This is a genomic window from Bradyrhizobium sp. SZCCHNPS1003 (assembly GCF_032381555.1).
In the GTDB taxonomy this organism is placed as follows: Bacteria; Pseudomonadota; Alphaproteobacteria; order Rhizobiales; family Xanthobacteraceae; genus Bradyrhizobium.
Genome location: NZ_JAUHIU010000001.1, coordinates 704,884 through 726,789, shown reverse-complemented (window position 1 = coordinate 726,789; position 21,906 = coordinate 704,884). Strand labels below are relative to the sequence as shown.

Here is a 21,906-nt window from a genome sequence, read left to right as displayed (position 1 = left end):
CGTTGCACAAAAACGACACGATATAGCTCTACGCGAGGTTGTTATCTCCCAGGGGCGGTTCCTCTGCGTGATCCGAAGTGACTTCCCGATTGCCGGGACGGTCCAGTCTCAATGTTTCGAAGGATACATGCCATGACCAATGCCACCGATCCGTTCTCCGCGTCCATCATTCCGTTTGAGGTTCCCGAGCAGGTGCGCGCGCTCGCCGAAAAAGGCGTGTCGCAGGCCCGTGAGAACTACGCCAAGTTCAAGGACGCTGCGGAAACGCACAATTCGGCCATCGAGGCCTTCTTCGCCAACGCCAGCAAGGGCGCCGGCGTCTACTCGTCCAAGGTCATGGAATTTACGAAGGCCAATACGACGGCTTCGCTCGACTTCGCCCAGGAGCTGTTCGGCGTGAAGTCGCCGTCGGAGGCGATGGAGCTGTGGACCGGTTTCGCGCGCAAGCAGTTCGAGACCTTCACGTCCCAGGCCAAGGAGCTCGGCGAGCTCGGCCAGAAGGTTGCGGCCGAGACGGTCGAGCCGATCAAGGAAAGCGCCAGCAAGCTGTTCAAGACGGCGGCCTGAGGCCGGCCTGATTCGAGCCAGGTGCGCGGTACGGCGGTGCGCCGGTGAGGCCAGCGGAAGATCCAGGACCCGGACGCGTTGCGGCCGGGTTCGATGCTTTCTGGGCTCCCGCTTGAACGGGGGCTCACTCGGGCCGAAACAGCGTCAAAAAACGCCGGCATGGCCGGGGACTTTATCCGTTCTCGGCCTTGCCAAATTGGCCCGTTGCACCTAGTTTCCGGCCCGTTCGGACGCCCCCTGGCGGGCAGTCCATGGCGGATGCAGTTGTAGCTCAGTTGGTTAGAGCGCCTGTCTGTGGAACAGGAGGTCGGTGGTTCGAGCCCACCCAACTGTACCATGGCCAGGACCATCGCTGTGCCGTTCGCTAGCTCACCTCTATACGCGCTCCGCGCCCCATTGATCGTGTGCCGTGACTTGTAGCCCTGTCGCGACCTCTCGCGTATGGCTGTAGGCTGGGCGTGTGCGCAGAGCTGTGCGGAAGCCTGAGCCCGGTCTCCGTATTTCGACGGATATATCGCCGGGGCGTGCGCTCGCTTGCGGTTTGCTGCGCCGGATCAGAAGCACGGCGTGGCGCTGTTGCTTGCGAATCCTGTCTCCTTCAATCACACTTTGCGGCAACGAGGGGGAGGGGACGATGAGAGGGATTGATCTCGATCCATGCATCTCTGCCGTACTGATCGTAGTAGCCGCGCTGTTAGTCCCCGTAACCGCACGGGCCTATACCCCCGAGCAGGAGCAGGCGTGCACGGGCGATGCGTTCCGGCTTTGTAGTTCCGACATTCCCGACGTCGATCGTGTCACCGCCTGCATGGTCCGCCGCAAGGCGGAGCTGTCGCCGCCATGCCGCGCCCAATTCGGGCCACCGCAGCGCCAGGCAGCGTCATCTGGCCGCGCGGAACGGCCGATGAGCATTCGTCCTGTCACCAAGCCGGTCACTGCGCGCGCCGGCAAAGCGAAGAAGTGGACGCGACCGGACGCGACTTGAGCGATGCCGATGGCCGCATTTGGCGGCACTCGGAATGACCGAGGTCCCTGGATGCGCACCTCGATGCGCAGCCTCAACATGTAAATGCGATGGGGCATGACCGGATGTTGTCGAACATCGCGGCCGGATCTGCTGTTTTGCCTGCTTTGGTGTGACTCAAAAACCAATCCGTTTCGGCAATCAGGAGTTACGTCTTATTAATCGCTAAATTTTTCTTCCGCGAATCAGTCCGCTGATTCATTTTCGCTGCCGGGGTCAATCTGGAGGCCAAGGTATGAACGTCATTGTTTTCGCATCGCGTAAGGGCGGCTCAGGCAAGAGCACCCTGGCCGCCCATCTCGCTGCGCAGATCAAGTCGAGCAAGTCTAGTCTGCTCATCGATGCGGACCCTCAGGGGTCGCTGACGCTTTGGCACAAGCTGCGCGGCACCAACGAGCCGCCGATCAAGACGGCCGTGAACTCGGTGAGCGCGATCGTGTCCGCCGCCCGCCGTGACGGCGTCGAGTGGGTGCTGATCGATACGCCGCCGACCATCTCGGCCGTCGTCGAGGATGCGATCAAGAACGCGACCATGGTGATCATCCCGGCCCGCCCTGGCGTGTTCGACGTCAACGCGGTGCAGGAGACGATCCAGACCTGCCGCGCCGCGCGCAAGCCCTACGCGGTCGTTCTCAATGGCGCACCGGCGCGCCGCGACGATGCCGAAAGCCCGATCGTGACCATCGCCCGGGAGGCGCTGGCGAAGTTCAAGGCGCCGGTGTGGGGCGGCCAGATCACCAACCGCGCCGATCTGCTGATGGCGCTGGGCCAGGGCGAAGGCGTGCGTGAATATTATGCGGAGGGGCGTGCCGCAGCCGAGATCGCGCGCCTCTGGGCTGCGATCGAGCGCTCGGTGCGGGCGATTCGCGGGACCGTGTCGGCTAACGGCGCCATGCACAAGCAGGCGGCCTGATCGCGGCATCAGATGAGGCATCGACGCGCGGTCTTCCGCGCGTTTTTTGCGTCGGGTCACACGATCTCGCGTGAGTGCCGATTTCGCGCCGCGCGAGAGGGCGCGGCGAGGTCAGGCGACCATCAGGAAATAGAAGGCGATAGCCGGCGTCAGGGTCAGGATCACGGACCAGATCCCGACCGCCCAGAGAATGTCTTCGACGCTGAATCCCTGATGCTCAGGGTATGGATGATCCTGCAAAGCCACGACGCCCCCGCGCTCTTTGACGTTTTCAACATCCATAGCGGAACATCTTTAAACACGAGGTTGCGGACTGCGCCGCTTTTGATCGCGTTTGTTAGCTCGGATTAACCACGGAGGTGTCGGCCTCCGTGGTCTCCGATGTGGCCCGCGGCCGCGCTGCGGCTTCGTCTCTCGGTCCGACGATCGTTTCGGGGAGCGCTCAGGCGACGCAGCTCTGCGTCCTTGTCGCCGTGCGGCGCTCGATCTCCTGGTCGAGGCGTACGGCAAGGCCGGCACCGATCTCCACCATAGGTAGTCGCACGTCGGGGCTCGCGATGATGCCGGTTCGCGCCAGCCAGTACTTGGCCGGGGCCGGGCTCGGCTCGGTGAACAGCAGCCGCGTGAGATCCTCGACCTGCGCCCAGCACGCTGCTGCCGCGTCGTGACGGCCGGCCTTTACGTGCTGCAGGATTGCGGCAAACGTCTCGGTCTCCAGATGCGCCGAGAGCAGGATGGCGCCGTCGGCACCGGCCTGCAGCGCATCGAAGCTCTGGGCGTCCTCGCCGGTGAGGATGCGAAATCCGGGCGGTCGGCGTGCGATCAAGTCGCGCGTCTGCATGCGATTGGCGCAGCAATCCTTGAGGCCTGCGACGGCCGGATGTTGCGCGAGCCGCAGCAGCGTCTCGTTGTCGAGGCCGACCGCCGAGCGATAGGGAATGTTGTAGAGCACGATCGGATGGGTGGTGCGGTCAGCCAATGCGGTGAAATGCGCCAGCAGGCCGCGCTGCGACGGGCGCACGTAAGGCGGACTCGAGATCAGATAGAAGTCGATCGGCCATTCCGCGGTTCGGTCGAGCGATGCGCTCACCTCGGCCGTCGCCACGCCGCCGACGCCGAGACAGATCGGCAGCGACCGGCCGGTGGCGTCGAGCTCGTCCCGGACCACGCTGATCAGGCGGGCGCGCTCGTCCCAAGACAGCGCCAGTCCTTCGCCTGACGTGGCACCGAGCACCAGTCCATCGATCGGCTTGGCGGCGTAGTGCCGAACCAGATTGCGTAAGGATGGCTCGTCGAGCGCGCCATCGCGGAACGGCGTGATCAGGGGCAGCCAGAGGCCCTGCAGTCGGGTCGTAATGTTGGTCATGGTCCATCTCCTTGGGTGGCAGGAGCCGGAGACGGGACACGCAAAAAAAAGCCCCGTCCTCGCGGCGGGGCTGGTGATGCGGCGGTGAATTCGAGAGATTCTAGCGCGCGCGTCCACATGTCCCCGGGAGGGGAGCTTTTTTCGACGACAGCTTGGCGTGCGAAGACGTGGACATCCGATCTAGATGCGCAGTGCAGGCGATGCTGTCAACGCCGCATCGGGCACGACACGGAAACATTCGGCAAAAAAATAGCCGGGCCCAAATGAGCCCGGCTGGAGGTACTGGCCAACGAGGCCGACACAATCACCTTCCAAGAGGGATTTCTGAACGCTCGCGCCACTGGAGGAGGGGGACAATGCGCAACGCCAACGCTCAGCAGAACTTCAGTATGGGCTCAATGGCGTCGCAGCAACCATGCAAGCCGCATGTCAGACATGCACAATCTCACGCCGGCCAGCGCTGCGCTTTGCTCACGACGAAGTCACGGAACACTTGAACGCGTGCGACCGTTTTCAATTCCTCAGGATACACGAAGTAGGTGTCGAGCTGGATCGAATCCGACTCTCCGAACAATTGCACGAGACGGCTGTTTTCCTCGACGAGGTAGTCCGGCAGAGCCGCGATGCCGAGGCCTTGCTGGCAGGCGCGGACCAGGCCGAGAATGTTGTTGACCCTGAAATAGGCCTCGCGCGGACCGGACCCGTTGCGGCCGGCATCGACCAGCCAGCTGCGGTTCTGGAGATGCGGGGCGACTTGGCCGTCGGCCAGCATGATGATGCGATGATCATCGAGCTCGTCGAGTGTGCGCGGCGTGCCGAAGCGCTTGACATATTCCGGCGAGCAATAGGCGTGGAAGCTGATCGCGAATAGCTTGCGCTGGATCAGGTCCGGCTGTGTCGGCTTGCGGGTGCGGATCGCCACGTCGGCCTCGCGCATCGACAGATCAAGCTCCTCGTCGGTGACGATCAGCGAGATCCGGATCTCCGGATAGAGCGCGGTGAATTCGCCGAGTCGCGGGATCAGCCAGTTGATGCCGACGCCCGGCGTGGTCGTGATCTTCAGGTCGCCGCTCGGGCGCTCGCGGCTGTCGGTCAGCTTGGCGCGCGCCGCCTGCAGCTGCATGAAGACGTCATGCGCGGTTCGGAACAGAAGGTCGCCTTGCTCCGTCAGGATCAGCCCGCGGGCGTGGCGGTGGAATAGCGAGACTGCGAGCTCCTGCTCGAGCGCGCTGACCTGGCGCGACACCGCCGATTGCGACAGCCCGAGCTGCTCCCCGGCATGCGTGAAGCTGCCTGCTTCCGCCGCTGCGTGAAACACCTTCAGCTTGTCCCAATCCATATCCGTAAATCCATCCCGTGATCGTGGCATCGTCAGTTCATTCCGCCGCGGCGCGTTCGCTCGCGGCGTGGGCGAGGAAGCGTTCGGCCTCGAGGGCGGCCATGCAGCCCATGCCGGCTGCGGTGATCGCCTGCCGATAGGTTTCATCGGCAACGTCGCCGGCTGCAAACACGCCGGGAACGGAGGTCGCGGTCGAGCCCGGCATCACCTCGACATAACCGGACGGTTTCAGTTTCAGTTGCCCCGCGACCAGCTCGGTTGCCGGCGCGTGGCCGATCGCGACGAAGACGCCGTCGACGGGCAGCTCGGTGAGCGCGCCGGTCTTGACGTTCTTGAGTCGGACATGCGTGACCTTGGATGGCGAGCTGGCGCCGCAGATCTCATCGAGGGCGCTGTCCCAGACGACCTTGATCTTGGGATGCTTGAACAGCCGCTCCTGCAGGATGCGCTCCGCGCGGAAATGGTCGCGCCGGTGCACGACGGTGACGGTCGAGGCGAAATTGGTCAGGAACAGCGCTTCCTCGACCGCGGTGTTGCCGCCGCCGACGACGATGACTTCCTTGCCGCGATAGAAGAAGCCGTCACAGGTCGCGCAGGCCGAGACACCGAAGCCCTTGAAGGTCTCCTCCGACGGCAGCCCGAGCCAGCGCGCCTGCGCGCCGGTCGCCAGGATGACGGTCTCGGCGAGGTAGACGTCACCGGAATCGCAGGTCAGGCGGAACGGACGCTGTCCCAGCTCCAGCTTGGTCACGAGGTCGGTCTTGATCTGGGCCCCGACATGCGTCGCCTGCTGCTCCATCTGCTCCATCAGCCAGGGACCCTGGATGACGTCGGCAAATCCCGGATAGTTTTCCACGTCGGTGGTGATGGTGAGCTGGCCCCCGGGCTGGATGCCCTGGATCAGCACCGGCTCCAGCATAGCTCGTGCCGCGTAGATCGCCGCCGTATAGCCGGCAGGGCCGGAACCGATGATGACGACTTTGGCATGGATCGGAGCTTGCATGTGGCCGAAGACTCGCTGGAAAAGGGAGGATTGACGACGCAGCGAGCGGAATGCGCGGAAGAAACGCTCCGAAGCCCCATCGAAAATGTCAAATCCAAGTCTAAGCGATCTGGCAAGCTATGCAAGAATTGCAACGCATCTCGGCGAATTTTCCCTTCACGACCCGGTCAACAGGGGAAATCTAAAGTAATAAAATTGCGCAAATTGACCGGCTTGCGCTAAGAGAGTTGCCCATCGTCTCCCCGGCGCCCTGCGCCCCCCTCCTGTTCCGCCAGAGCCCACAATCCCCGTGTCCAAGAATCTTGATGAGATCGATCTCAAAATCCTGAGTGAAATTCAGGCCGACGGCAGGATCACCAATGTCGAGCTCGCCAAGCGGGTCGGCATCTCGCCGCCGCCTTGCTTGCGCCGGGTGCGGACCCTGGAGGAGGAAGGCTACATCACCGGCTACCGGGGCCTGCTCGACCCGCGCAAGCTCGGCTTCGACGTGACCGTGTTCGCCTCGGTCCACCTGTCGAGCCAGGCGGACGCCGACCTGAAGGCGTTCGAAGAGTTCGTGCGGTCCGAGCCGCTGGTGCGGGAATGTTGGATGCTGTCCGGCGAGGTGGACTTCATCCTGAAATGCGTGGCACCGGACATGGCGACGTTTCAGGAGTTCGTGACCCACCTGACGGCGGCACCTCACGTGCGCAACGTGCGAACGTCCCTGGTGCTGCACAACTCGAAATACGAGGCGGCGGTGCCGCTCGAGGTCAAGGGGCGCAGCTAGGCCCGGCTGTCCTTCCGGGCCAGCCTCGCCAAGGCTGAACCCGGAAGCTCGAGGTCGCGAAGCGAACAGGACGCGAGAGAGTTCAGTTCTTTTTGCGCAGCAGCGCGTCCAGGCTGATCGAACCCCCGCCCGAGGTCGTCAGATAGAGGCAGGCAAAGCAGAGCGCGATCGCCAGCGAGCCGTTGTTGACGACCGGGAAGAAACCTCTCGGGAAGTGGCCAATGAAATAGGCGAAGGCCATCTCGCCGGACAGGATAAAGGCGACCGGGCGCGTGAACAGCCCAAGGATCAGCAATCCGCCGAGCACCAGTTCGAGCGAACCGGCCGCACCGTACAGCGACAGCAGCTCAACTTTGGCAAACATGTCCACGGCCGGAAACTTGAAGATCTTCGCCACGCCGTATTGAAACAACAACAGGCCCGTGACGAAGCGAAACAGGCTGAGCACAGCCGGTTGCCATTTCGAGAACATCTGCTCCATGTCGATCATCCCCCAATCAAAGCCATCATGATGCGACGGACCGGACCCATCCTCCCGGCACGGCTCGTCGGTTCTGCACTAGCTCATTCCTGAAAGCCCGTCACCGGCGTGTGGCCTGCAGTCCGATGAATTGACCGTGTGCTGCCGAACGCCATTGCGCCGCAGTGCGGCCGGCCAAACGACGAAGGGCCGCGCCTTCGCGCAGCCCTTGGTTTCGTCCGAACGGTCACAGGCACCGCTCCGATGCCTCGGGTCCTCAGCGCCACTCGACCTTGGCGATCTCGTAGGACTTGGCGCCGCCGGGCGCCATGACCTCGACGGTGGTGCCCATCTTCTTGCCGATCAGCGCGCGCGCCAGCGGCGAGGTGATCGAGATCTTGCCCTTCTTGGCATCCGCCTCGACCTCGCCGACGATCTGCCAGACCGCCTTCTTCTCGGTGTCCTCGTCGATCAGGGTCACCGTCGCGCCGAACTTGATCGTGTCGCCGGAGAGCTTGGTCACATCGATGATGTCGGCGCGCGCGAGCTTGTCCTCGAGCTCGGCGATGCGGCCCTCGTTGTGAGACTGCTCTTCCTTGGCGGCGTGATATTCCGCGTTCTCGGACAGGTCGCCATGCGAACGCGCTTCCGCGATATGTTCGATGATGCGCGGACGGTCCACCGATTGGCGCTGCTTGAGCTCGTTCTCCAACGCGGCGTAGCCCATCGAAGTCATGGGAACCTTTTCCACCATCTCTTCTCGTCCTTCAGTCGTGCGGGCGGGGGCGCGCACGATCAGCAGCTTCAGAATAGGCCTTTGCGGCTCAAAGCAAAGCCTGAAGGCCCGGCAAGACCGTCCCGTCAAAGGCCGGTACAACATCGAACGGGGCGGCGGGTTCCTGAAAGCTTCTATTGCCGATTGTTGCCAACCGCTTAGCGGGCGTTCGCCCGCGCGCTGCGATTAGTTTTCGGAAAAGTAACTCTGCAGGGTGCGGACCTCAAGGTCTCCCCCGAGATAGGCACGGATGCCTTGCGCGGCCGCCACGGCACCCGAAAGAGTGGTGTAATACGGCACTTTATGCAAGAGGGCAGCGCGCCGCAGCGAACGGCTGTCGGCCAGCGCCTGCGGGCCTTCGGTGGTGTTGAAGACCAGCTGGATGTCACCGTTGGTGATGGCGTCCACGATGTGCGGCCGTCCCTCCAGCACCTTGTTGATCTTCTCGGTCGGCACGCCCTGGTCGGTCAGGAAGCGCTGGGTCCCGGATGTCGCCACCACCTTGAAGCCGAGCTCGTGCAGCATCCGCACCACCTCGGTGATGCGCGCCTTGTCGCTTTCACGTACTGACACGAACACCGTGCCTTTGCGCGGCACGCGTGTGCCGCCGCCGAGCTGGCTCTTGGCGAACGCCACGGCGAACGAGCGGTCGATGCCCATCACCTCGCCGGTCGAGCGCATCTCCGGGCCGAGCACGGTGTCGACGCCCGGGAAACGGGCGAACGGGAAGACCGATTCCTTGACGCCGACATGCCTGAGCGCGCGCTTCTTCAGGCCGAAATCGGCGAGCTTCTCGCCGGCCATGATTCGGGCGGCGATCTTGGCGACTGGCGTGCCGACCACCTTGGCGACGAAGGGCACCGTGCGCGAGGCGCGCGGATTGACCTCGAGCACGTAGATCGTGCCGTCCTTGATCGCATATTGCACGTTCATCAGGCCGACGACGTCGAGCCCGAGCGCCAGCTCGCGGGTCTGCCGCTCCAGCTCGGCGATGGTCGCCTCGTCGAGCGAATGCGGCGGCAGCGAGCAGGCCGAATCGCCGGAGTGGATGCCGGCCTCCTCGATGTGCTCCATGATGCCGACGATGAAGGTATCCTTGCCGTCGGAAAGGCAGTCCACGTCGATCTCGGTCGCGTCCGACAGATAGCGATCGAACAGCAGCGGGTTCTTGCCCAGCACCGTGTTGATCTGGCCGGTCTTGTCGTTCGGGTAGCGCGCCTTGACGTCGGCCGGTACCAGCTCGGGCAGGGTGCCGAGCAGGTAGTCGCTGAGCTGGTTGTCCTCGCGGATGATCTGCATCGCGCGGCCGCCGAGCACGTAGGACGGGCGCACCACCAGCGGCAGCCCGAGATCGGCAGCCACCAGGCGGGCCTGCTCGACCGAATAGGCGATGCCGTTCTTCGGCTGCTTCAGATGCAGCTTGTCGAGGACGCGCTTGAAGCGGTCGCGGTCCTCGGCGAGGTCGATGGCCTCCGGCGAGGTGCCGAGGATCGGCACGTCGGCCGCCTCCAGCGCACGCGCCAGCTTCAGCGGCGTCTGGCCGCCGAACTGCACGATGACGCCATGCACCGTGCCGTTCTTGCGCTCGGTCGCGATGATCTCCAGCACGTCCTCGGAGGTCAGCGGCTCGAAATAGAGCCTGTCGGCGGTGTCGTAGTCGGTCGAGACCGTCTCCGGATTGCAGTTGACCATGATGGTCTCAAAGCCGGCGTCGGACAGCGCGAAACAGGCGTGGCAGCAGCAATAGTCGAACTCGATGCCCTGGCCGATCCGGTTCGGACCGCCGCCGAGAATGATCACCTTCTTCTTGTCGGACGGCGCGCTCTCGTCGGCGAGTTGGCCTGCGAACAGCGTTTCGTAGCTCGAATACATGTAGGCGGTGGGCGAAGCGAACTCCGCCGCGCAGGTATCGATGCGCTTGAACGCCGGACGGACGCCCAGCGCCTGCCGCTTGGCCGCGACGTCGGCTTCGGTGGTGTTGGTCAGCACCGCGAGCCGTGCATCCGAGAAGCCCATCGCCTTCAGCGTGCGCATGCCGCTCGCGTTCGGCGGCAGGCCGTGCCGGCGGACCTTGTCCTCCATCTCGACGATGCCGCGCATCTGCGCCAGGAACCACGGGTCGATCTTGCAGGAGTTGAAGATGTCCTCGTTCGACCAGCCCAGCCGCATCGCCTGCGCGACCTGCAGGAGACGGTTCGGCGTGGGCGTGCCGAGCGCAGCCCGGATCGCGTTCTTGTCGTCGCCGCGCCCGAGACCTTCGATCTCGATCTCGTCGAGGCCGGTGAGACCGGTCTCCAGCCCGCGCAGCGCCTTCTGCAGGCTTTCCTGGAAGGTGCGGCCGATCGCCATGACCTCGCCGACGGACTTCATCGAGGTCGTCAGCGTGGTCGAAGCCCCCGGGAATTTCTCGAATGCGAAGCGCGGGATCTTGGTGACGACGTAGTCGATGGTTGGCTCGAACGAGGCCGGGGTCGCGCCGCCGGTGATGTCGTTGGCGATCTCGTCCAGCGTGTAGCCGACCGCGAGCTTGGCCGCGACCTTGGCGATCGGGAAGCCGGTCGCCTTGGAGGCCAGCGCCGAGGAGCGCGACACACGCGGATTCATCTCGATCACGACCATGCGGCCGTCGGTCGGGTTGACGCCGAACTGCACGTTGGAGCCGCCGGTCTCGACGCCGATCTCGCGCAGCACCGCCAGCGAGGCGTCGCGCATGATCTGGTATTCCTTGTCGGTCAGCGTCAGCGCCGGCGCGACGGTGATCGAGTCGCCGGTGTGCACGCCCATCGGATCGAGGTTCTCGATCGAGCAGATGATGATGCAGTTGTCCTTCTTGTCGCGGACCACCTCCATCTCGTACTCCTTCCACCCGAGCACCGATTCCTCGATCAGCACTTCGTTGGTGGGGGAGGCGTCGAGCCCGCGCTCGATGATGTCGAGATATTCTTCCTTGTTGTAGGCGATGCCGCCACCGGTGCCGCCCATCGTGAAGGAGGGACGGATGATCGCGGGCAGGCCGATCTCGGACAGCGCCATCAGCGCCTGGCCGAGCGCATGCTCCTGGTAGCGCTTGCGGCGCTCGTTCTCGCCAAGCGTCCATTGCCGGTCGAGCTCGTCGCGCTCGGCGCCGGACAGCTTCTCGCGCTCGGCGAGATATTTGTCGCGGTACTGCTTCTTCAGCGCGGAGGCGTTGGCGAGCCGCGACTTCGGCGTCTGCAGCCCGATCTTCTCCATCGCGTTGCGGAACAGCTGGCGGTCCTCGGCCTTGTCGATCGCGTCAGCCGTGGCGCCGATCATCTCGACGTCGAACTTCTCCAGTGTCCCCTGCCGGCGCAACGACAGCGCGCAGTTCAGCGCGGTCTGCCCGCCCATGGTCGGCAGCAGTGCGAAGCCGCCGGGGATGACGTGGCGTTCCTTCTCGATGATCTTGGCGACGATCTCGGGCGTGATCGGCTCGATATAGGTCGCATCGGCCAGCTCCGGATCGGTCATGATCGTGGCCGGATTGGAGTTGACGAGGACGACGCGATAGCCCTCCTCCTTCAGCGCCTTCACCGCCTGCGTACCGGAATAGTCGAATTCGCAGGCCTGGCCGATCACGATCGGACCGGCGCCAATGATCAGGATGGTCGAGATGTCGGTTCGTTTCGGCATTCAAGCTCACGGGCAAGGAACGGGCAGGAATTGGGCACAAAAAAAGGGCGCGCGTATCGCGCGTCCCCGTAAGGCCCAGGCGCGACCAGTGCTCGCGCGCGAGCGGTCTTTAGACCAGTTTCCTCTGAGCGAAAAGGGTTTTGGGCCGAAATCAACGGCCAATTTGGCGGAGAGGGGCGGAGGGGCGCCCTGCCGTCGCTGGCTCGCCGAGCCGAAGCTGCGCAGCAGCGAAGGCTGGAGGCCCGGCCTGGACTTGAACCAGGTTCAAGAGCGTTGCACCGCTCTTCGCGTCGTAGCTTCCGCCACCGGGCCGAGGGTGATCTTACCTCTCACGGCCGCGTGAGCCAGCCCCGTGTTTCAGTTAACCCTAATCCAGTTGCTTGATGTTGGCAGTTGCGGCGGGCTGGTCGGCCCACGCGGTCACCCGGTTCCCGTCATCGGCCGAGCCACGAAGGTCATCCGCCAGGGATTGTGGCCGATATTCTTGGGCGCCCGGACGGCGCTGAGGTCGGCCTTCTTCAGTCTCGCCAGGATCTCGGCCTCGCTGTAGTGCTGCAGGCCGACCTTGGTGCGCAGTTGCCGGTAATCCGACAGCGCCGTGGCGACCAGCCCGACCAGGGCATCCTTGAGGAAGCCGTCCCGTGCGGCGAACATCAGCAGCGCGAGCACGTCACGGCCCATGCCAACGTCCGGACGCAGGACGTCGCCGAGGATGAACTTTCCCGACGGCTTCAGCAGCCGCCTGATCACGGCCAGGGCCGCGTCGAATTCCGCCTCGCTCATGTACTGCGCCACGGAGTTCATGACGACGAGGTCGATCGAGCCTTCCTGCATGTTGCGCAGCTCGTCCAGCGAGCGCACGCGGATCTTGGTGTTGGGCGCGAAACGCGCGATCAGCCGGCCGCGCACGCCCGGCGCCGGCTCGGCCAGGATCAGCGTCATGCATGCGTCGGCGACCTTGGCGGCCGATAAGGCCTCTCCGCAGGAATAGTCGAGAACGACCGCGTCGGGCGAGGGAATATACCTGACGATGTCGCGCGCAATCCCCTGGAAGTGCAGGTCGCGATGCAGCTTGCTCGCATAGATCGTGTGCGTGGAATCGTAATAGTCGATCCAGTCGTCCATGGCGTGTTCCGGCAAACACAGTTCCTTGATCGGAACTGGAGGGGTCAGCGAGCGTTAACGGGTCCGATCACCCGTGTCCATCGCTGCTTCTAACAGGAAGGTTAGGCCGTGAGTAAAGCAAAGACCGACAAGACCGCCCCCGAGCTCGATACCCCGACCGATCTGTCGCCGGACGCCGTAAACAAGATCTCGACAGCTTTGAACACGCTGCTTGCCGACGCCTTTGCGCTCTATCTGAAGACCAAGAACTTCCACTGGCACGTCAGCGGCCGGCATTTCCATGACTACCATGAGATGCTGGACGAGCAGTCGGACGCGATCTTTGCCACCACGGACCAACTGGCCGAGCGGGTGCGGAAGCTCGGCGGCACGACGCTGAAATCGATCAGCCAGATCAGCAAGCTGCAGACCATCAAGGACAACAACGAGGAGTATGTGCCGCCGCGCGAGATGCTGCGGGAGTTGATGGAGGACAACAAGCACGTCGCGGCTGCGATGCGGAAGGCGCACGGGCTGTGCGACGACAATGACGATCCGGCCACCGCGGGATTGCTGGAGACCTTCATCGACGAGACCGAACGCCGCACCTGGTTCTTGTTCGAAGCGAGCCGCCAGGAAGGCAGCAACGCGGCATAAGCGGGCCCGCGTTGAGTTGAGCTCCGGGCGCGCTGCGAGGACGTGGGGCGCCCGTCCGGCCTCGATGCCGGCTCCGGCTCATATCCACGCCGCACTATCCGGAGTGGCCGAGTGCCGACCAACTCCGATAGATCATGTAAGCCGCCACCACGAACACCACGGTGGCAAACACCTTGTTCAGGGTGCCGCGCGTACTGGACAGGCGAGCGGCCAGCTTCGCACCGACCAGGCCACCGGCGATGCCGGCGACGAGAAAGGTCGCCGCCAGCGCCCAGTCGACCAGTCCCGACAGCGCGTAGTTTGCTGCGGTCGTCAGTCCGAACGCCGTGACGGACACGAGCGAGGAGCCGATCGCGTAGAGGATCGGCATGCCTGTCGCAAACATCAGAGCCGGAACGATCAGGAAGCCGCCGCCGATGCCGAAGAAGCCGGACAGCATTCCCGTGCCGAAGCCGAATGCCACTAGCGGCAACAGATTGTCGCGTGAAAGCTTGACGTCCAGCTGGCTGTCCGTGCCGCGCTTGCGCAGCATCAAGAGGCCGATCACGATCATGACCAGGGCGAACAGCAGCAGCAGCTTCTGGCCGTCAACCATCTTGCCGAGCGTCGAGCCAGCGAAGGCGCCGACCACGCCCGTTGCAGCAAACACCAGCGCGCAACGCCATTTGACGTTGCCGGAGCGGGCATGATTGGCGAGATTGGCCGCCGCGTTGATTGCCACGGCGACCGCGCTCGTGCCGATCGCCACGTGGGGATTGCCGACGCCCACCAGATACACCATGAGCGGCACGGCCAGCACCGATCCGCCCCCGCCGATCAGGCCGAGCGTGAATCCGACGAAAGAGCCGGACAGCGAGCCGAGCGCAAGCTCGGCAGCGGACAACGTCATCCTGTGATGCTCCGGCGTGGCATGCCGCGCCGGGGTGCGTGGACGCGGCCAAATGGGAAAGCCGAGCCGCGACGTCTGCCGCGTGCTCGGCGGGGCGGAGGGGGGTCTTAGAGCGTGTTGAGCGGCACTTTCAGGAAGCGCCGGCCGTCCTGATCGGGCGTCGGCAGCCGTCCCGCCTTCATGTTCACCTGCAACGACGGGATGATCAGCTTGGGCATGTCCAAGGTGCGGTCGCGCGCCTCGCGGGCGGCGACGAACTGATCCTCGGTGATGCCGTCGCGGACGTGGATGTTGTGCGCGCGCTGCTCGACCACCGTCGTTTCCCAGCGGATGTCGCGGCCGTTCGGACCGTAGTCGTGGCACATGAACAGCCGCGTCGCGTCAGGCAGCTCCAGCACCCGGCGGATCGAGCGATACAGGGTGCGGGCGTCGCCGCCAGGAAAGTCGGCGCGTGCCGAGCCGCCGTCCGGCATGAATAGCGTATCGCCGACGAAGGCGGCGTCTCCGATTACATGAGTCATGCAGGCCGGCGTGTGCCCCGGCGTATGCATGGCGAAGGCGGTCATTGCGCCGATCCGGTAGGTATCGCCATCATGGAACAGGCGGTCGAACTGGCTGCCGTCGCGCTGAAACTCGGTGCCTTCGTTGAAGATCTTGCCGAACGTCTCCTGCACCATCCTGATATTGGCGCCGATGCCGATCCTGCCGCCCAGCCTTGACTGGATGTAGGGCGCCGCCGACAGATGGTCGGCATGGACATGGGTCTCGATCAGCCAGTCCAGTTGCCAGCCGCGATCCTCGATCAGGCGAATGATCTTGTCGGCGGAATGGGGCGCGATGCGACCCGAGGCATAGTCGATATCCATGACCGAATCGATCACGGCGCAGGCCCGCGAGCCTGGGTCCTTGACCACGTAGCTGACGGTGTTGGTGGCGGGATCGAAGAACGGTGTGACCTCGGGTTTCACCGACAGGTCGACCGGATGTGGAATGCCGGACATTCAAGCCTCCCTCATTCTGAAGCGACCGCGGCGAGCGAGGGCCGGCGGCTCGCGAGCATGCGGGCTGCGGCCATTCCGATCATCATGGCCGTGACGAACAGGACGATGGCAGGCGAGCCGTAGCCGAGCGCCACGAAGGCCGGGCCCGGGCAGATGCCGGCGAGGCCCCAGCCGATGCCAAAGACGGCAGGGCCGGTTGCGATCCGCCAATCCAGCGTCTGCGAGGATGGCAGGTGGAATTGGTCACCGAGGACGGGACGCCGGCGCCGCAAAACCAGTCGAAAGCCGGCGAAGGTGACCCCGACCGCTCCAGCCATCACGAGGATCAGGCTCGGATCCCAGCCGCCGGAGCGGATCGCCGCGAAATCGAGGAAGTTGAGCACCTTCTCCGGATTGGACATGCCCGAGAGCAGCAACCCAAGTCCGAAGATGAGGCCGACGGTGAACTGGACGAAAATGATCATGGTGCCTCACAGCACGTGGCGAACGAGGAAGGTGGTCGCGACCGCGGTGGCCATGAATATCAGCGTGGCGACGATCGAGCGCGGCGACAGGCTGGCGATGCCGCAGACGCCATGACCCGAGGTGCAGCCGTTGCCCCAGACCGCCCCGAAGCCGACCAGCAGCCCGGCTGCAACCATATCGATCGGACCGACCTCCAGCTTCAGCGGCGGCAGGCTCCCGCTGACGATGCGGACTGCAAGGGCGGCCGCGACCAGCCCTCCTATGAAGGCGAGCCGGCCAGCGAGCGCGCCGTCCCAGGGCGGCAACAGCCGCGCGGCAATGCCGCTGACGCCGGCGATGCGGCCGGTCAGGCCCATCAGCATGACGGCTGCAGCGCCGATGAGGGCGCCGCCTGCGAGCGCCGTAACCGCCGTATACTCCGTGATCATATCGTCCCTTGATTCCCTCGTTGGGCGCATGTTGCAATCGGCTATCATGTGCATTATTGCATATATACGAAATTGAAGAAGTAACAATGATGACAACACAGGCCAGGCGCAAAGCCCGCGAGACCATGGTGGCGGCGCTCGACGACAAGGCGGAGGAGGCGGCCGGCCTGCTCGCTGCCATGGCGAATTCGAAGCGCCTCATGGTGCTCTGCAACCTCATCGACGGCGAGCGCGCAGTCGGCGATCTCGCCGAGCAGGTCGGGTTGCGACAGGCGGCGCTGTCGCAGCATCTCGCCAAGATGCGCGCGCTCGATCTCGTCGCCACCCGGCGCGATGGCCAGACCATCTACTATCGGCTGGCGAGCCGGGAGGTCCGCGAGATCCTGCAGACGCTGTATCGGCTGTATTGCGCCTGATCAGCGCGCCTGCTGCCACAGGCGCGTGAGTGGGCCACCCGCGCCGAGCACGGGATCGGTCGCGGGCAGCGGCACCTCCGGAATCGTCTTCAATGCGCGCGCGCGGTTTTCCGGCGTCGGCCGCGTGACCTGCATCTTCGGTCCGGGCGGATAGGCGCCGACGATGCAGAAATCGCTGCTGGCAGCGATGCATTGATGCCCGGTGCCGGCCGGCAGGATGGTGACGTCACCGGGCCTGAGCTCCAGCTCCTGGCCCTGATCGCCGCCGAAGCGGACCCGCGCCGTTCCGCCGGCGACACCCAGCGCCTCGTGCACGGTCGCATGATAGTGCAGATAGTCGTAGACGCCGTTGCGCCACATGCTGCCCCAGCCACTGGCGGCGAACACGCGCTCGATGTCGGCCGCCGGATCGGCGCCGTCCAGATCGATGACGGCCTTGTAGACCAGGAACGGCATCGGATTATTGGGCACCAGGCCGTCATCCGCGAACACGATGCTGAGCGGTTCGATCGACTTGACGCGGGGCGAGGGGGCGGCAGGCATGGCGACCTCGGAACAAGCGGATGGGGCCTCGCCCTATCAACCGGCCTGCGCGGCCGCCGTTCCAGGCTCACGCCTTGGGCAGTTCGAACACCAGGCAAGTCGTGGTGGCATGCGCCAGCAGGCGTCCTTGCGAATCGACGATGCGTGCCTCGGCCGTCGCGGCGCGGCGTCCGAACGATAGCGTCCTGCCCTCCGTTCTCACGATGCCGGTGGCCTCGGTCATTGCCTTGATGAAGGAGACCTTGAATTCCAGCGTGGTGTAACCGCTGCCCTGCGGGCACATCGTGTGGACGGCGAGCCCCATCGCGGAATCCAGCAGGATCGCGGCGTAGCCGCCATGCACCGAACCGATCGGATTATAATGCCGCAAGGCCGGCACGCTGTGCATGACGACCTGGCCGGGCTCGGCGCTGCAGTCGAACGGCGCGACCGTCTGCATGATCGGCGGCTGCGGCAAAGTCCCGGCAAAGATGCCGCGCACGAAATCGAGCCCGGGCATCGAGGCCAGCGCCGCCAGGGGCACCACGCCGAATTCAGCGCGCGAATCCGTCTCGCTCATATCGTCGATCTCCAATGTATGTTGATCATCATATGAATGTGGTGCGAAAAGATCGAGGGCAAAACAGATGCCGGCGATCACAAGATTGCGGACAGAAAAATGCCCGGGACCAGCCCGGGCATTTCGAATCGTGTCCAGCTGCCGACCTCAGGCCGCTCTGCGCTTCTTCTCGCGCATCAGCTCGGCGAAGCGCTGAAACAGATAGTGCGAGTCGCGCGGGCCGGGCGACGCTTCCGGGTGGTACTGCACGGAGAACACCGGCTTGCCCTCGAGCTGGATGCCGCAATTCGAGCCGTCGAACAGCGAGATGTGGGTCTGCGTCGCGCCCGACGGCAACGTATCCTGGTCGACCGCGAAGCCATGGTTCATCGAGGTGATCTCGACCTTGCCGGTGGTCTCGTCCTTGACCGGATGATTGGCGCCGTGATGGCCCTGATGCATCTTCTTGGTCTTGGCGCCGACCGCAAGCCCGAGCATCTGATGGCCGAGGCAGATGCCGAAGGTCGGCGTGCCCGACGAAATCACTTGCTGAATGACCGGCACGGCATATTTGCCGGTCGCCGCGGGATCACCCGGTCCGTTCGACAGGAACACGCCGTCCGGCTTCATCGCGAGGATGTCCTCGGCGGACGTCGTGGCCGGCACCACGGTCACCTTGCAGCCGACGCCGGCGAGCAGGCGCAGGATGTTGCGCTTGATGCCGTAGTCGATCGCGACGACGTTGAATTCCGGATTGGTCTGTTGGCCGAAGCCCACGTTCCACACCCAGGGGGTCTCGTCCCAGGTGAAGCGCTGGGCGGAGGTCACCATCGGCACCAGGTCCATGCCCTCCAGCCCCGGCCACTCCCGCGCTTCCTTCTTCAGGGCGTCGAGGTCGAAATTGCCGTCCCTGGCATGCGCGATCACGGCGTTCGGCATGCCCTTGGAGCGGATCAGCGCGGTCAGCGCCCTTGTGTCGATGCCGGACAGCCCGATGATCCCGCGCGCGCGCAGCCACTGGTCGAGATGGCGCGTCGCGCGATAATTTGAGGGGTCGGTGATCGCGGTGCGCAGGATCACCCCGCGCGCGCCCGGCGTCGCCGCCATGTTCACCGTCTCGATATCCTCGTCGTTGGTGCCGACATTGCCGATATGCGGGAAGGTGAAGGTGATGAGCTGGCCGGCATAGGACGGATCGGTGAGGATCTCCTCGTAGCCGGTCATTGCGGTGTTGAAGCAGACCTCGCCCGCGGCGTGGCCTTCGGCGCCGAGGCCGTAGCCTTCCAGCACCGTGCCGTCGGCGAGCACGAGGAGCGCGGTCGGTTTATGGTCCGGCCAGGCGGCGTCAGTATCGATGTGTGTCATGAGGCCTCTACATAGTGCCCCTGGCGCGCGGCGTCAAAGCGGGAAGCGGCCGATTCACACGCGATATCGGTCAATTTGACTGGAGTTTCGAGGCATCCGACCGGAACGGATGCGGAACCGTGTTGTTTCGGGTGGGCGAACCGCCTAGACCAGCGCCAATGGATTTTGAGAGGGCGAGATCATGCTGCGTGACGACATCAACAATGCGGTCAAGGAGGCGATGAAGGCCAAGGACGAGCGCAAGCTGTCCACCCTTCGCATGGTGAACTCGACCTTGAAGAATGCCGACATCGCGGCGCGCGGCGAAGGCAAGCCGCCCTTGACCGACGCCGACGTGCTCGCGGTGCTGCAGAAGATGATCAAGCAGCGTCAGGAGTCGGTCGAGCTGTATGAAAAGGGCGGCCGCGCCGAGCTCGCCGCGGGCGAGCGCGAGGAGATCGCGGTCATCTCGGCCTATCTGCCGAAGCAGATGAGCGACGATGAGGTGAAGTCGGCCATCTCCTCCGCCGTCGCTGAGACCGGCGCCGCCGGCATGAAGGACATGGGCAAGGTGATCGGCGTGCTGAAGGCGAAGTACACGGGACAGATGGATTTTGCCAAGGCGAGCGCACTGGTGAAGGCGGCGCTGTCGGGCTAGGCCGCGCGAAGCGCCGAGCCATCCCCAAATCGTCATGCCCGGGCTTGTCCCGGGCATCCACGTCTTTAAGACTATCATCAAGAGTAAAGACGTGGATGGCCGGGCCGTCGCCGCGCCGGAGGGGCTTCGGCCCCGCAGGCGGGTCTTCGCCCGGCCATGACGGAGAGAACAATGCTCAAGGAAACGTCCGACTACGACCAGCTCACTCGCGACTTCCGCTGGGACATTCCGGCGCAGTTCAACATCGCGGTCGCGACCTGCGATCGCCACGCCGACGGCTCCGCCCGCCTCGCGCTGGTCGTCGTCGAGGAGGACGGCGCCGCCCGGCGCGTCTCATTCGATGAGCTGCGCGATTACTCCTGTCGCTTCGCCAACGTATTGAAGGCCGATGGTCTCGCGCAGGGCGACCGCGTCGCGGTGTTCCTGTCGCAGTCGCTGGAGCTGCCGATCGTCCATCTGGCGGCGTTCCGCGCCGGTCTCGTCTCCGTGCCGCTGTTCACGCTGTTCGGCGAGGACGCGCTGCAATTCCGGCTGCAGAATTCCGGCGCCAAGGTCGTCGTCACCGACGCCACGGGCCTTGCGAAGCTTGCGCGCATTCGCGACCACCTGCCGGAGCTCAAGACGATCTATGTCACTGACGGCGACGGCCTCGGCGCCCGAGCCTTCTGGCCGACGCTGGAGCGCGCCTCGGATCAATTCCCGACCGTCGCCACGTCGAGCGACGACCCTGCCATCATCATCTACACGTCGGGTACGACCGGAAATCCCAAGGGCGCGCTGCACGCCCATCGCGTACTGCTCGGCCACCTGCCCAATGTCGAGATGGTGCACGGCTTCCTGCCGAAGCCCGGCGACGTCATGTGGACGCCGGCGGATTGGGCGTGGATCGGCGGCCTGTTCGACGCGCTGTTTCCCGCATGGTATCACGCGATCCCGGTGATCGGTTATCGCGCCAGGAAATTCGAGCCGCAGGCCGCAATGCAACTGATGGCGGACTACGGCGTCCGCAACGTGTTCCTGCCCCCGACCGCGCTGAAGTTGATGCGCCAGGCCAATGTCAAGCACGAGGGCGTCAAGCTGCGCAGCATCCTCACCGGCGGCGAGTCGCTCGGCGCCGAGCTGCTCGACTGGGTGCGCGCGACCTTCGGCATCGATGCGCACGAGATCTACGGCCAGACCGAATGCAATCTCGTCGTCGGCAACAATGCGAGGCTGTTTCCGATCCGGCCGGGCTCGATGGGCAAGGCGACGCCGGGCTTCGAGGTTCTGATCGTTAACGACAAGGGCGAGGAGCTGCCGCGCGGAGAGAGGGGCATCATCGGCGTGCGCCAGCCCAATCCCTGTACCATGATCGAATACTGGCGCAATCCGGAGGCGACGCAGAAGAAGTTCGCTCGTGACGTGCTGCTGACCGGCGATCTCGGCACCCAGGATGACGACGGCTATTTCTGGTATGCGAGCCGCGAGGACGACGTCATCACGTCGGCCGGCTATCGCATCGGCCCGGCCGAGATCGAGGACACGCTGCTCAAGCACCCGGCAGTCGCGTTGGCGGCCGTCGTCGGCATTCCCGACCCGGTGCGCACCGAGGCCATCAAGGCGTGGATCGTGCTGCGGCCCGGCTTCATTGCAAATGACACTCTGTCGCGAGAGATCCAGGACTTCGTCAAAGTGAAGCTCGCTGCGCACGAATACCCGCGCCACGTTGAATTCACCGACACCCTGCCGATGACGGCGACCGGCAAGGTGCTGAGGCGCGAGTTGCGGGCGCGGGGGTAGGGCGAGCTTGCTGCCGTGCGAGCCCGATGGCGCGGCTTGCGAGGCTCCCCCCGCTTGGTGACGAGCACGGGTCCAACAACATGCGTCGGATGTGGCCGCGCCTGACCCCAGCTCTCGCCCCGTAAGGACGGGGGAGAGGGGACCTGCGGCGCCGCGCGGCTTCGCATCTCGCCTCACGGGACGCCACGGCTTAGACCCTGTCCGCTGCCTACAAGTT

The 21,906-nt window shown here is 64.6% G+C and carries 23 protein-coding genes and 2 tRNA genes; 9 read left to right on the top strand and 16 right to left on the bottom strand.

The genetic code is table 11. From position 1 onward, the window contains the following. The first annotated feature begins 132 nt into the window (after positions 1-132). From QX126_RS03345 to QX126_RS03330, 4 genes are all read left to right on the top strand, one after another. Positions 133-567, top strand: coding sequence for a phasin (locus QX126_RS03345; RefSeq protein WP_315736365.1), 435 nt, complete (start codon positions 133-135; stop codon positions 565-567). Positions 568-827: 260 nt separating this feature from the next. Next, positions 828-904: transfer RNA gene (locus QX126_RS03340), tRNA-His, on the top strand. 297 nt (positions 905-1,201) lie between these two features. Continuing rightward, complete coding sequence (locus QX126_RS03335; RefSeq protein ID WP_315736366.1) at positions 1,202-1,552, top strand: hypothetical protein; 351 nt, start codon at positions 1,202-1,204, stop codon at positions 1,550-1,552. Between the two features lie 274 nt (positions 1,553-1,826). After that, entirely contained in the window at positions 1,827-2,504 is a 678-nt protein-coding gene (locus QX126_RS03330) for a ParA family protein (RefSeq protein ID WP_315736367.1), read from the top strand. A 111-nt stretch (positions 2,505-2,615) separates the two neighbouring features. On the opposite strand, the gene QX126_RS03325 is transcribed toward QX126_RS03330, so the two are convergent. From QX126_RS03325 to trxB, 4 genes are all read right to left on the bottom strand, one after another. Further along, positions 2,616-2,786, bottom strand: coding sequence for a hypothetical protein (locus QX126_RS03325; protein WP_315777727.1), 171 nt, complete (start codon positions 2,784-2,786; stop codon positions 2,616-2,618). Positions 2,787-2,946: 160 nt separating this feature from the next. Next, positions 2,947-3,870 carry a 4-hydroxy-tetrahydrodipicolinate synthase gene (locus QX126_RS03320; protein ID WP_315779268.1) on the bottom strand — a complete coding sequence of 308 codons (924 nt, stop codon included), beginning with the start codon at positions 3,868-3,870 and terminating at the stop codon, positions 2,947-2,949. Between the two features lie 445 nt (positions 3,871-4,315). Next, positions 4,316-5,239 (bottom strand): LysR family transcriptional regulator, encoded by a 924-nt coding sequence (locus tag QX126_RS03315; RefSeq protein ID WP_315717522.1) that lies wholly within the window; start codon positions 5,237-5,239, stop codon positions 4,316-4,318. Positions 5,240-5,246: 7 nt separating this feature from the next. Continuing rightward, positions 5,247-6,212: a thioredoxin-disulfide reductase gene (gene trxB, locus QX126_RS03310; RefSeq protein ID WP_315779266.1), complete on the bottom strand. Its 966-nt coding sequence runs from the start codon at positions 6,210-6,212 to the stop codon at positions 5,247-5,249. A 289-nt stretch (positions 6,213-6,501) separates the two neighbouring features. Between trxB and QX126_RS03305 the strand changes: the two genes are divergently transcribed. Further along, the gene (locus tag QX126_RS03305; protein WP_015664493.1) at positions 6,502-6,981 is read left to right on the top strand and encodes an Lrp/AsnC family transcriptional regulator; all 480 of its coding nucleotides are present in this window, start codon (positions 6,502-6,504) and stop codon (positions 6,979-6,981) included. Positions 6,982-7,063: 82 nt separating this feature from the next. Here QX126_RS03305 and QX126_RS03300 read toward each other — a convergent pair whose 3' ends face one another. From QX126_RS03300 to QX126_RS03280, 5 genes are all read right to left on the bottom strand, one after another. Then, positions 7,064-7,462 (bottom strand): DoxX family protein, encoded by a 399-nt coding sequence (locus tag QX126_RS03300; RefSeq protein WP_315777725.1) that lies wholly within the window; start codon positions 7,460-7,462, stop codon positions 7,064-7,066. Positions 7,463-7,718: 256 nt separating this feature from the next. Continuing rightward, entirely contained in the window at positions 7,719-8,195 is a 477-nt protein-coding gene (greA, locus tag QX126_RS03295; RefSeq protein WP_315736372.1) for a transcription elongation factor GreA, read from the bottom strand. A gap of 207 nt (positions 8,196-8,402) precedes the next feature. Then, positions 8,403-11,867, bottom strand: coding sequence for a carbamoyl-phosphate synthase large subunit (gene carB, locus QX126_RS03290; RefSeq protein WP_315779264.1), 3,465 nt, complete (start codon positions 11,865-11,867; stop codon positions 8,403-8,405). 235 nt (positions 11,868-12,102) lie between these two features. Beyond that, a tRNA-OTHER gene (locus QX126_RS03285) sits at positions 12,103-12,179 on the bottom strand. Between the two features lie 108 nt (positions 12,180-12,287). Continuing rightward, on the bottom strand, positions 12,288-12,992 hold the full coding sequence (locus QX126_RS03280) for a class I SAM-dependent methyltransferase (protein ID WP_315772343.1): 705 nt from the start codon (positions 12,990-12,992) through the stop codon (positions 12,288-12,290). Between the two features lie 108 nt (positions 12,993-13,100). On the opposite strand from QX126_RS03280, the gene QX126_RS03275 reads away from it, so the two are divergent. Beyond that, positions 13,101-13,628, top strand: coding sequence for a DNA starvation/stationary phase protection protein (locus QX126_RS03275; RefSeq protein ID WP_315717516.1), 528 nt, complete (start codon positions 13,101-13,103; stop codon positions 13,626-13,628). Between the two features lie 94 nt (positions 13,629-13,722). Here the strand turns inward: QX126_RS03275 and QX126_RS03270 are convergent, their stop codons facing one another. The 4 genes from QX126_RS03270 to QX126_RS03255 form a co-directional block, all read right to left on the bottom strand. Continuing rightward, the gene (locus QX126_RS03270) at positions 13,723-14,517 is read right to left on the bottom strand and encodes a sulfite exporter TauE/SafE family protein (protein WP_315736376.1); all 795 of its coding nucleotides are present in this window, start codon (positions 14,515-14,517) and stop codon (positions 13,723-13,725) included. A 107-nt stretch (positions 14,518-14,624) separates the two neighbouring features. Then, positions 14,625-15,518 carry an MBL fold metallo-hydrolase gene (locus QX126_RS03265; RefSeq protein WP_315736377.1) on the bottom strand — a complete coding sequence of 298 codons (894 nt, stop codon included), beginning with the start codon at positions 15,516-15,518 and terminating at the stop codon, positions 14,625-14,627. Positions 15,519-15,529: 11 nt separating this feature from the next. Further along, on the bottom strand, positions 15,530-15,982 hold the full coding sequence (locus tag QX126_RS03260) for a DUF6691 family protein (RefSeq protein ID WP_315779263.1): 453 nt from the start codon (positions 15,980-15,982) through the stop codon (positions 15,530-15,532). A gap of 6 nt (positions 15,983-15,988) precedes the next feature. Beyond that, the gene (locus QX126_RS03255) at positions 15,989-16,411 is read right to left on the bottom strand and encodes a YeeE/YedE family protein (RefSeq protein ID WP_315736379.1); all 423 of its coding nucleotides are present in this window, start codon (positions 16,409-16,411) and stop codon (positions 15,989-15,991) included. Positions 16,412-16,500: 89 nt separating this feature from the next. On the opposite strand from QX126_RS03255, the gene QX126_RS03250 reads away from it, so the two are divergent. Continuing rightward, entirely contained in the window at positions 16,501-16,827 is a 327-nt protein-coding gene (locus tag QX126_RS03250; protein ID WP_315737046.1) for a metalloregulator ArsR/SmtB family transcription factor, read from the top strand. Here QX126_RS03250 and QX126_RS03245 read toward each other — a convergent pair whose 3' ends face one another. The 3 genes from QX126_RS03245 to carA form a co-directional block, all read right to left on the bottom strand. After that, on the bottom strand, positions 16,828-17,370 hold the full coding sequence (locus tag QX126_RS03245) for a cupin domain-containing protein (RefSeq protein ID WP_315779261.1): 543 nt from the start codon (positions 17,368-17,370) through the stop codon (positions 16,828-16,830). A 67-nt stretch (positions 17,371-17,437) separates the two neighbouring features. Then, on the bottom strand, positions 17,438-17,929 hold the full coding sequence (locus QX126_RS03240) for a PaaI family thioesterase (RefSeq protein WP_315779259.1): 492 nt from the start codon (positions 17,927-17,929) through the stop codon (positions 17,438-17,440). A 147-nt stretch (positions 17,930-18,076) separates the two neighbouring features. Further along, positions 18,077-19,273, bottom strand: a complete 1,197-nt coding sequence (gene carA, locus QX126_RS03235) for a glutamine-hydrolyzing carbamoyl-phosphate synthase small subunit (protein WP_315779257.1) — start codon at positions 19,271-19,273, stop codon at positions 18,077-18,079. Between the two features lie 181 nt (positions 19,274-19,454). Here carA and QX126_RS03230 point away from each other — a divergent pair, with 181 nt between their 5' ends. After that, the gene (locus QX126_RS03230) at positions 19,455-19,910 is read left to right on the top strand and encodes a GatB/YqeY domain-containing protein (protein WP_315736383.1); all 456 of its coding nucleotides are present in this window, start codon (positions 19,455-19,457) and stop codon (positions 19,908-19,910) included. A gap of 171 nt (positions 19,911-20,081) precedes the next feature. After that, the gene (locus QX126_RS03225) at positions 20,082-21,689 is read left to right on the top strand and encodes an acyl-CoA synthetase (RefSeq protein WP_315736384.1); all 1,608 of its coding nucleotides are present in this window, start codon (positions 20,082-20,084) and stop codon (positions 21,687-21,689) included. Positions 21,690-21,906: the final 217 nt, after the last annotated feature.

Excerpts from the sequence above, each read along its gene's own strand:
- QX126_RS03230 (WP_315736383.1), top strand. The coding sequence starts at position 19,455 with ATGCTGCGTGACGACATCAACAATGCGGTCAAGGAGGCGATGAAGGCC.
- QX126_RS03315 (WP_315717522.1), bottom strand. The coding sequence starts at position 5,239 with ATGCCACGATCACGGGATGGATTTACGGATATGGATTGGGACAAGCTG.
- QX126_RS03300 (WP_315777725.1), bottom strand. The coding sequence starts at position 7,462 with ATGGAGCAGATGTTCTCGAAATGGCAACCGGCTGTGCTCAGCCTGTTT.
- trxB (WP_315779266.1), bottom strand. The coding sequence starts at position 6,212 with ATGCAAGCTCCGATCCATGCCAAAGTCGTCATCATCGGTTCCGGCCCT.
- QX126_RS03225 (WP_315736384.1), top strand. The coding sequence starts at position 20,082 with ATGCTCAAGGAAACGTCCGACTACGACCAGCTCACTCGCGACTTCCGC.
- QX126_RS03280 (WP_315772343.1), bottom strand. The coding sequence starts at position 12,992 with ATGGACGACTGGATCGACTATTACGATTCCACGCACACGATCTATGCG.
- carB (WP_315779264.1), bottom strand. The coding sequence starts at position 11,867 with ATGCCGAAACGAACCGACATCTCGACCATCCTGATCATTGGCGCCGGT.
- QX126_RS03260 (WP_315779263.1), bottom strand. The coding sequence starts at position 15,982 with ATGATCATTTTCGTCCAGTTCACCGTCGGCCTCATCTTCGGACTTGGG.
- QX126_RS03240 (WP_315779259.1), bottom strand. The coding sequence starts at position 17,929 with ATGAGCGAGACGGATTCGCGCGCTGAATTCGGCGTGGTGCCCCTGGCG.
- QX126_RS03330 (WP_315736367.1), top strand. The coding sequence starts at position 1,827 with ATGAACGTCATTGTTTTCGCATCGCGTAAGGGCGGCTCAGGCAAGAGC.
- QX126_RS03345 (WP_315736365.1), top strand. The coding sequence starts at position 133 with ATGACCAATGCCACCGATCCGTTCTCCGCGTCCATCATTCCGTTTGAG.
- QX126_RS03270 (WP_315736376.1), bottom strand. The coding sequence starts at position 14,517 with ATGACGTTGTCCGCTGCCGAGCTTGCGCTCGGCTCGCTGTCCGGCTCT.
- QX126_RS03325 (WP_315777727.1), bottom strand. The coding sequence starts at position 2,786 with ATGGATGTTGAAAACGTCAAAGAGCGCGGGGGCGTCGTGGCTTTGCAG.
- greA (WP_315736372.1), bottom strand. The coding sequence starts at position 8,195 with ATGGTGGAAAAGGTTCCCATGACTTCGATGGGCTACGCCGCGTTGGAG.
- QX126_RS03255 (WP_315736379.1), bottom strand. The coding sequence starts at position 16,411 with ATGATCACGGAGTATACGGCGGTTACGGCGCTCGCAGGCGGCGCCCTC.
- QX126_RS03335 (WP_315736366.1), top strand. The coding sequence starts at position 1,202 with ATGAGAGGGATTGATCTCGATCCATGCATCTCTGCCGTACTGATCGTA.
- QX126_RS03245 (WP_315779261.1), bottom strand. The coding sequence starts at position 17,370 with ATGCCTGCCGCCCCCTCGCCCCGCGTCAAGTCGATCGAACCGCTCAGC.
- QX126_RS03265 (WP_315736377.1), bottom strand. The coding sequence starts at position 15,518 with ATGTCCGGCATTCCACATCCGGTCGACCTGTCGGTGAAACCCGAGGTC.
- QX126_RS03250 (WP_315737046.1), top strand. The coding sequence starts at position 16,501 with ATGACAACACAGGCCAGGCGCAAAGCCCGCGAGACCATGGTGGCGGCG.
- carA (WP_315779257.1), bottom strand. The coding sequence starts at position 19,273 with ATGACACACATCGATACTGACGCCGCCTGGCCGGACCATAAACCGACC.
- QX126_RS03320 (WP_315779268.1), bottom strand. The coding sequence starts at position 3,870 with ATGACCAACATTACGACCCGACTGCAGGGCCTCTGGCTGCCCCTGATC.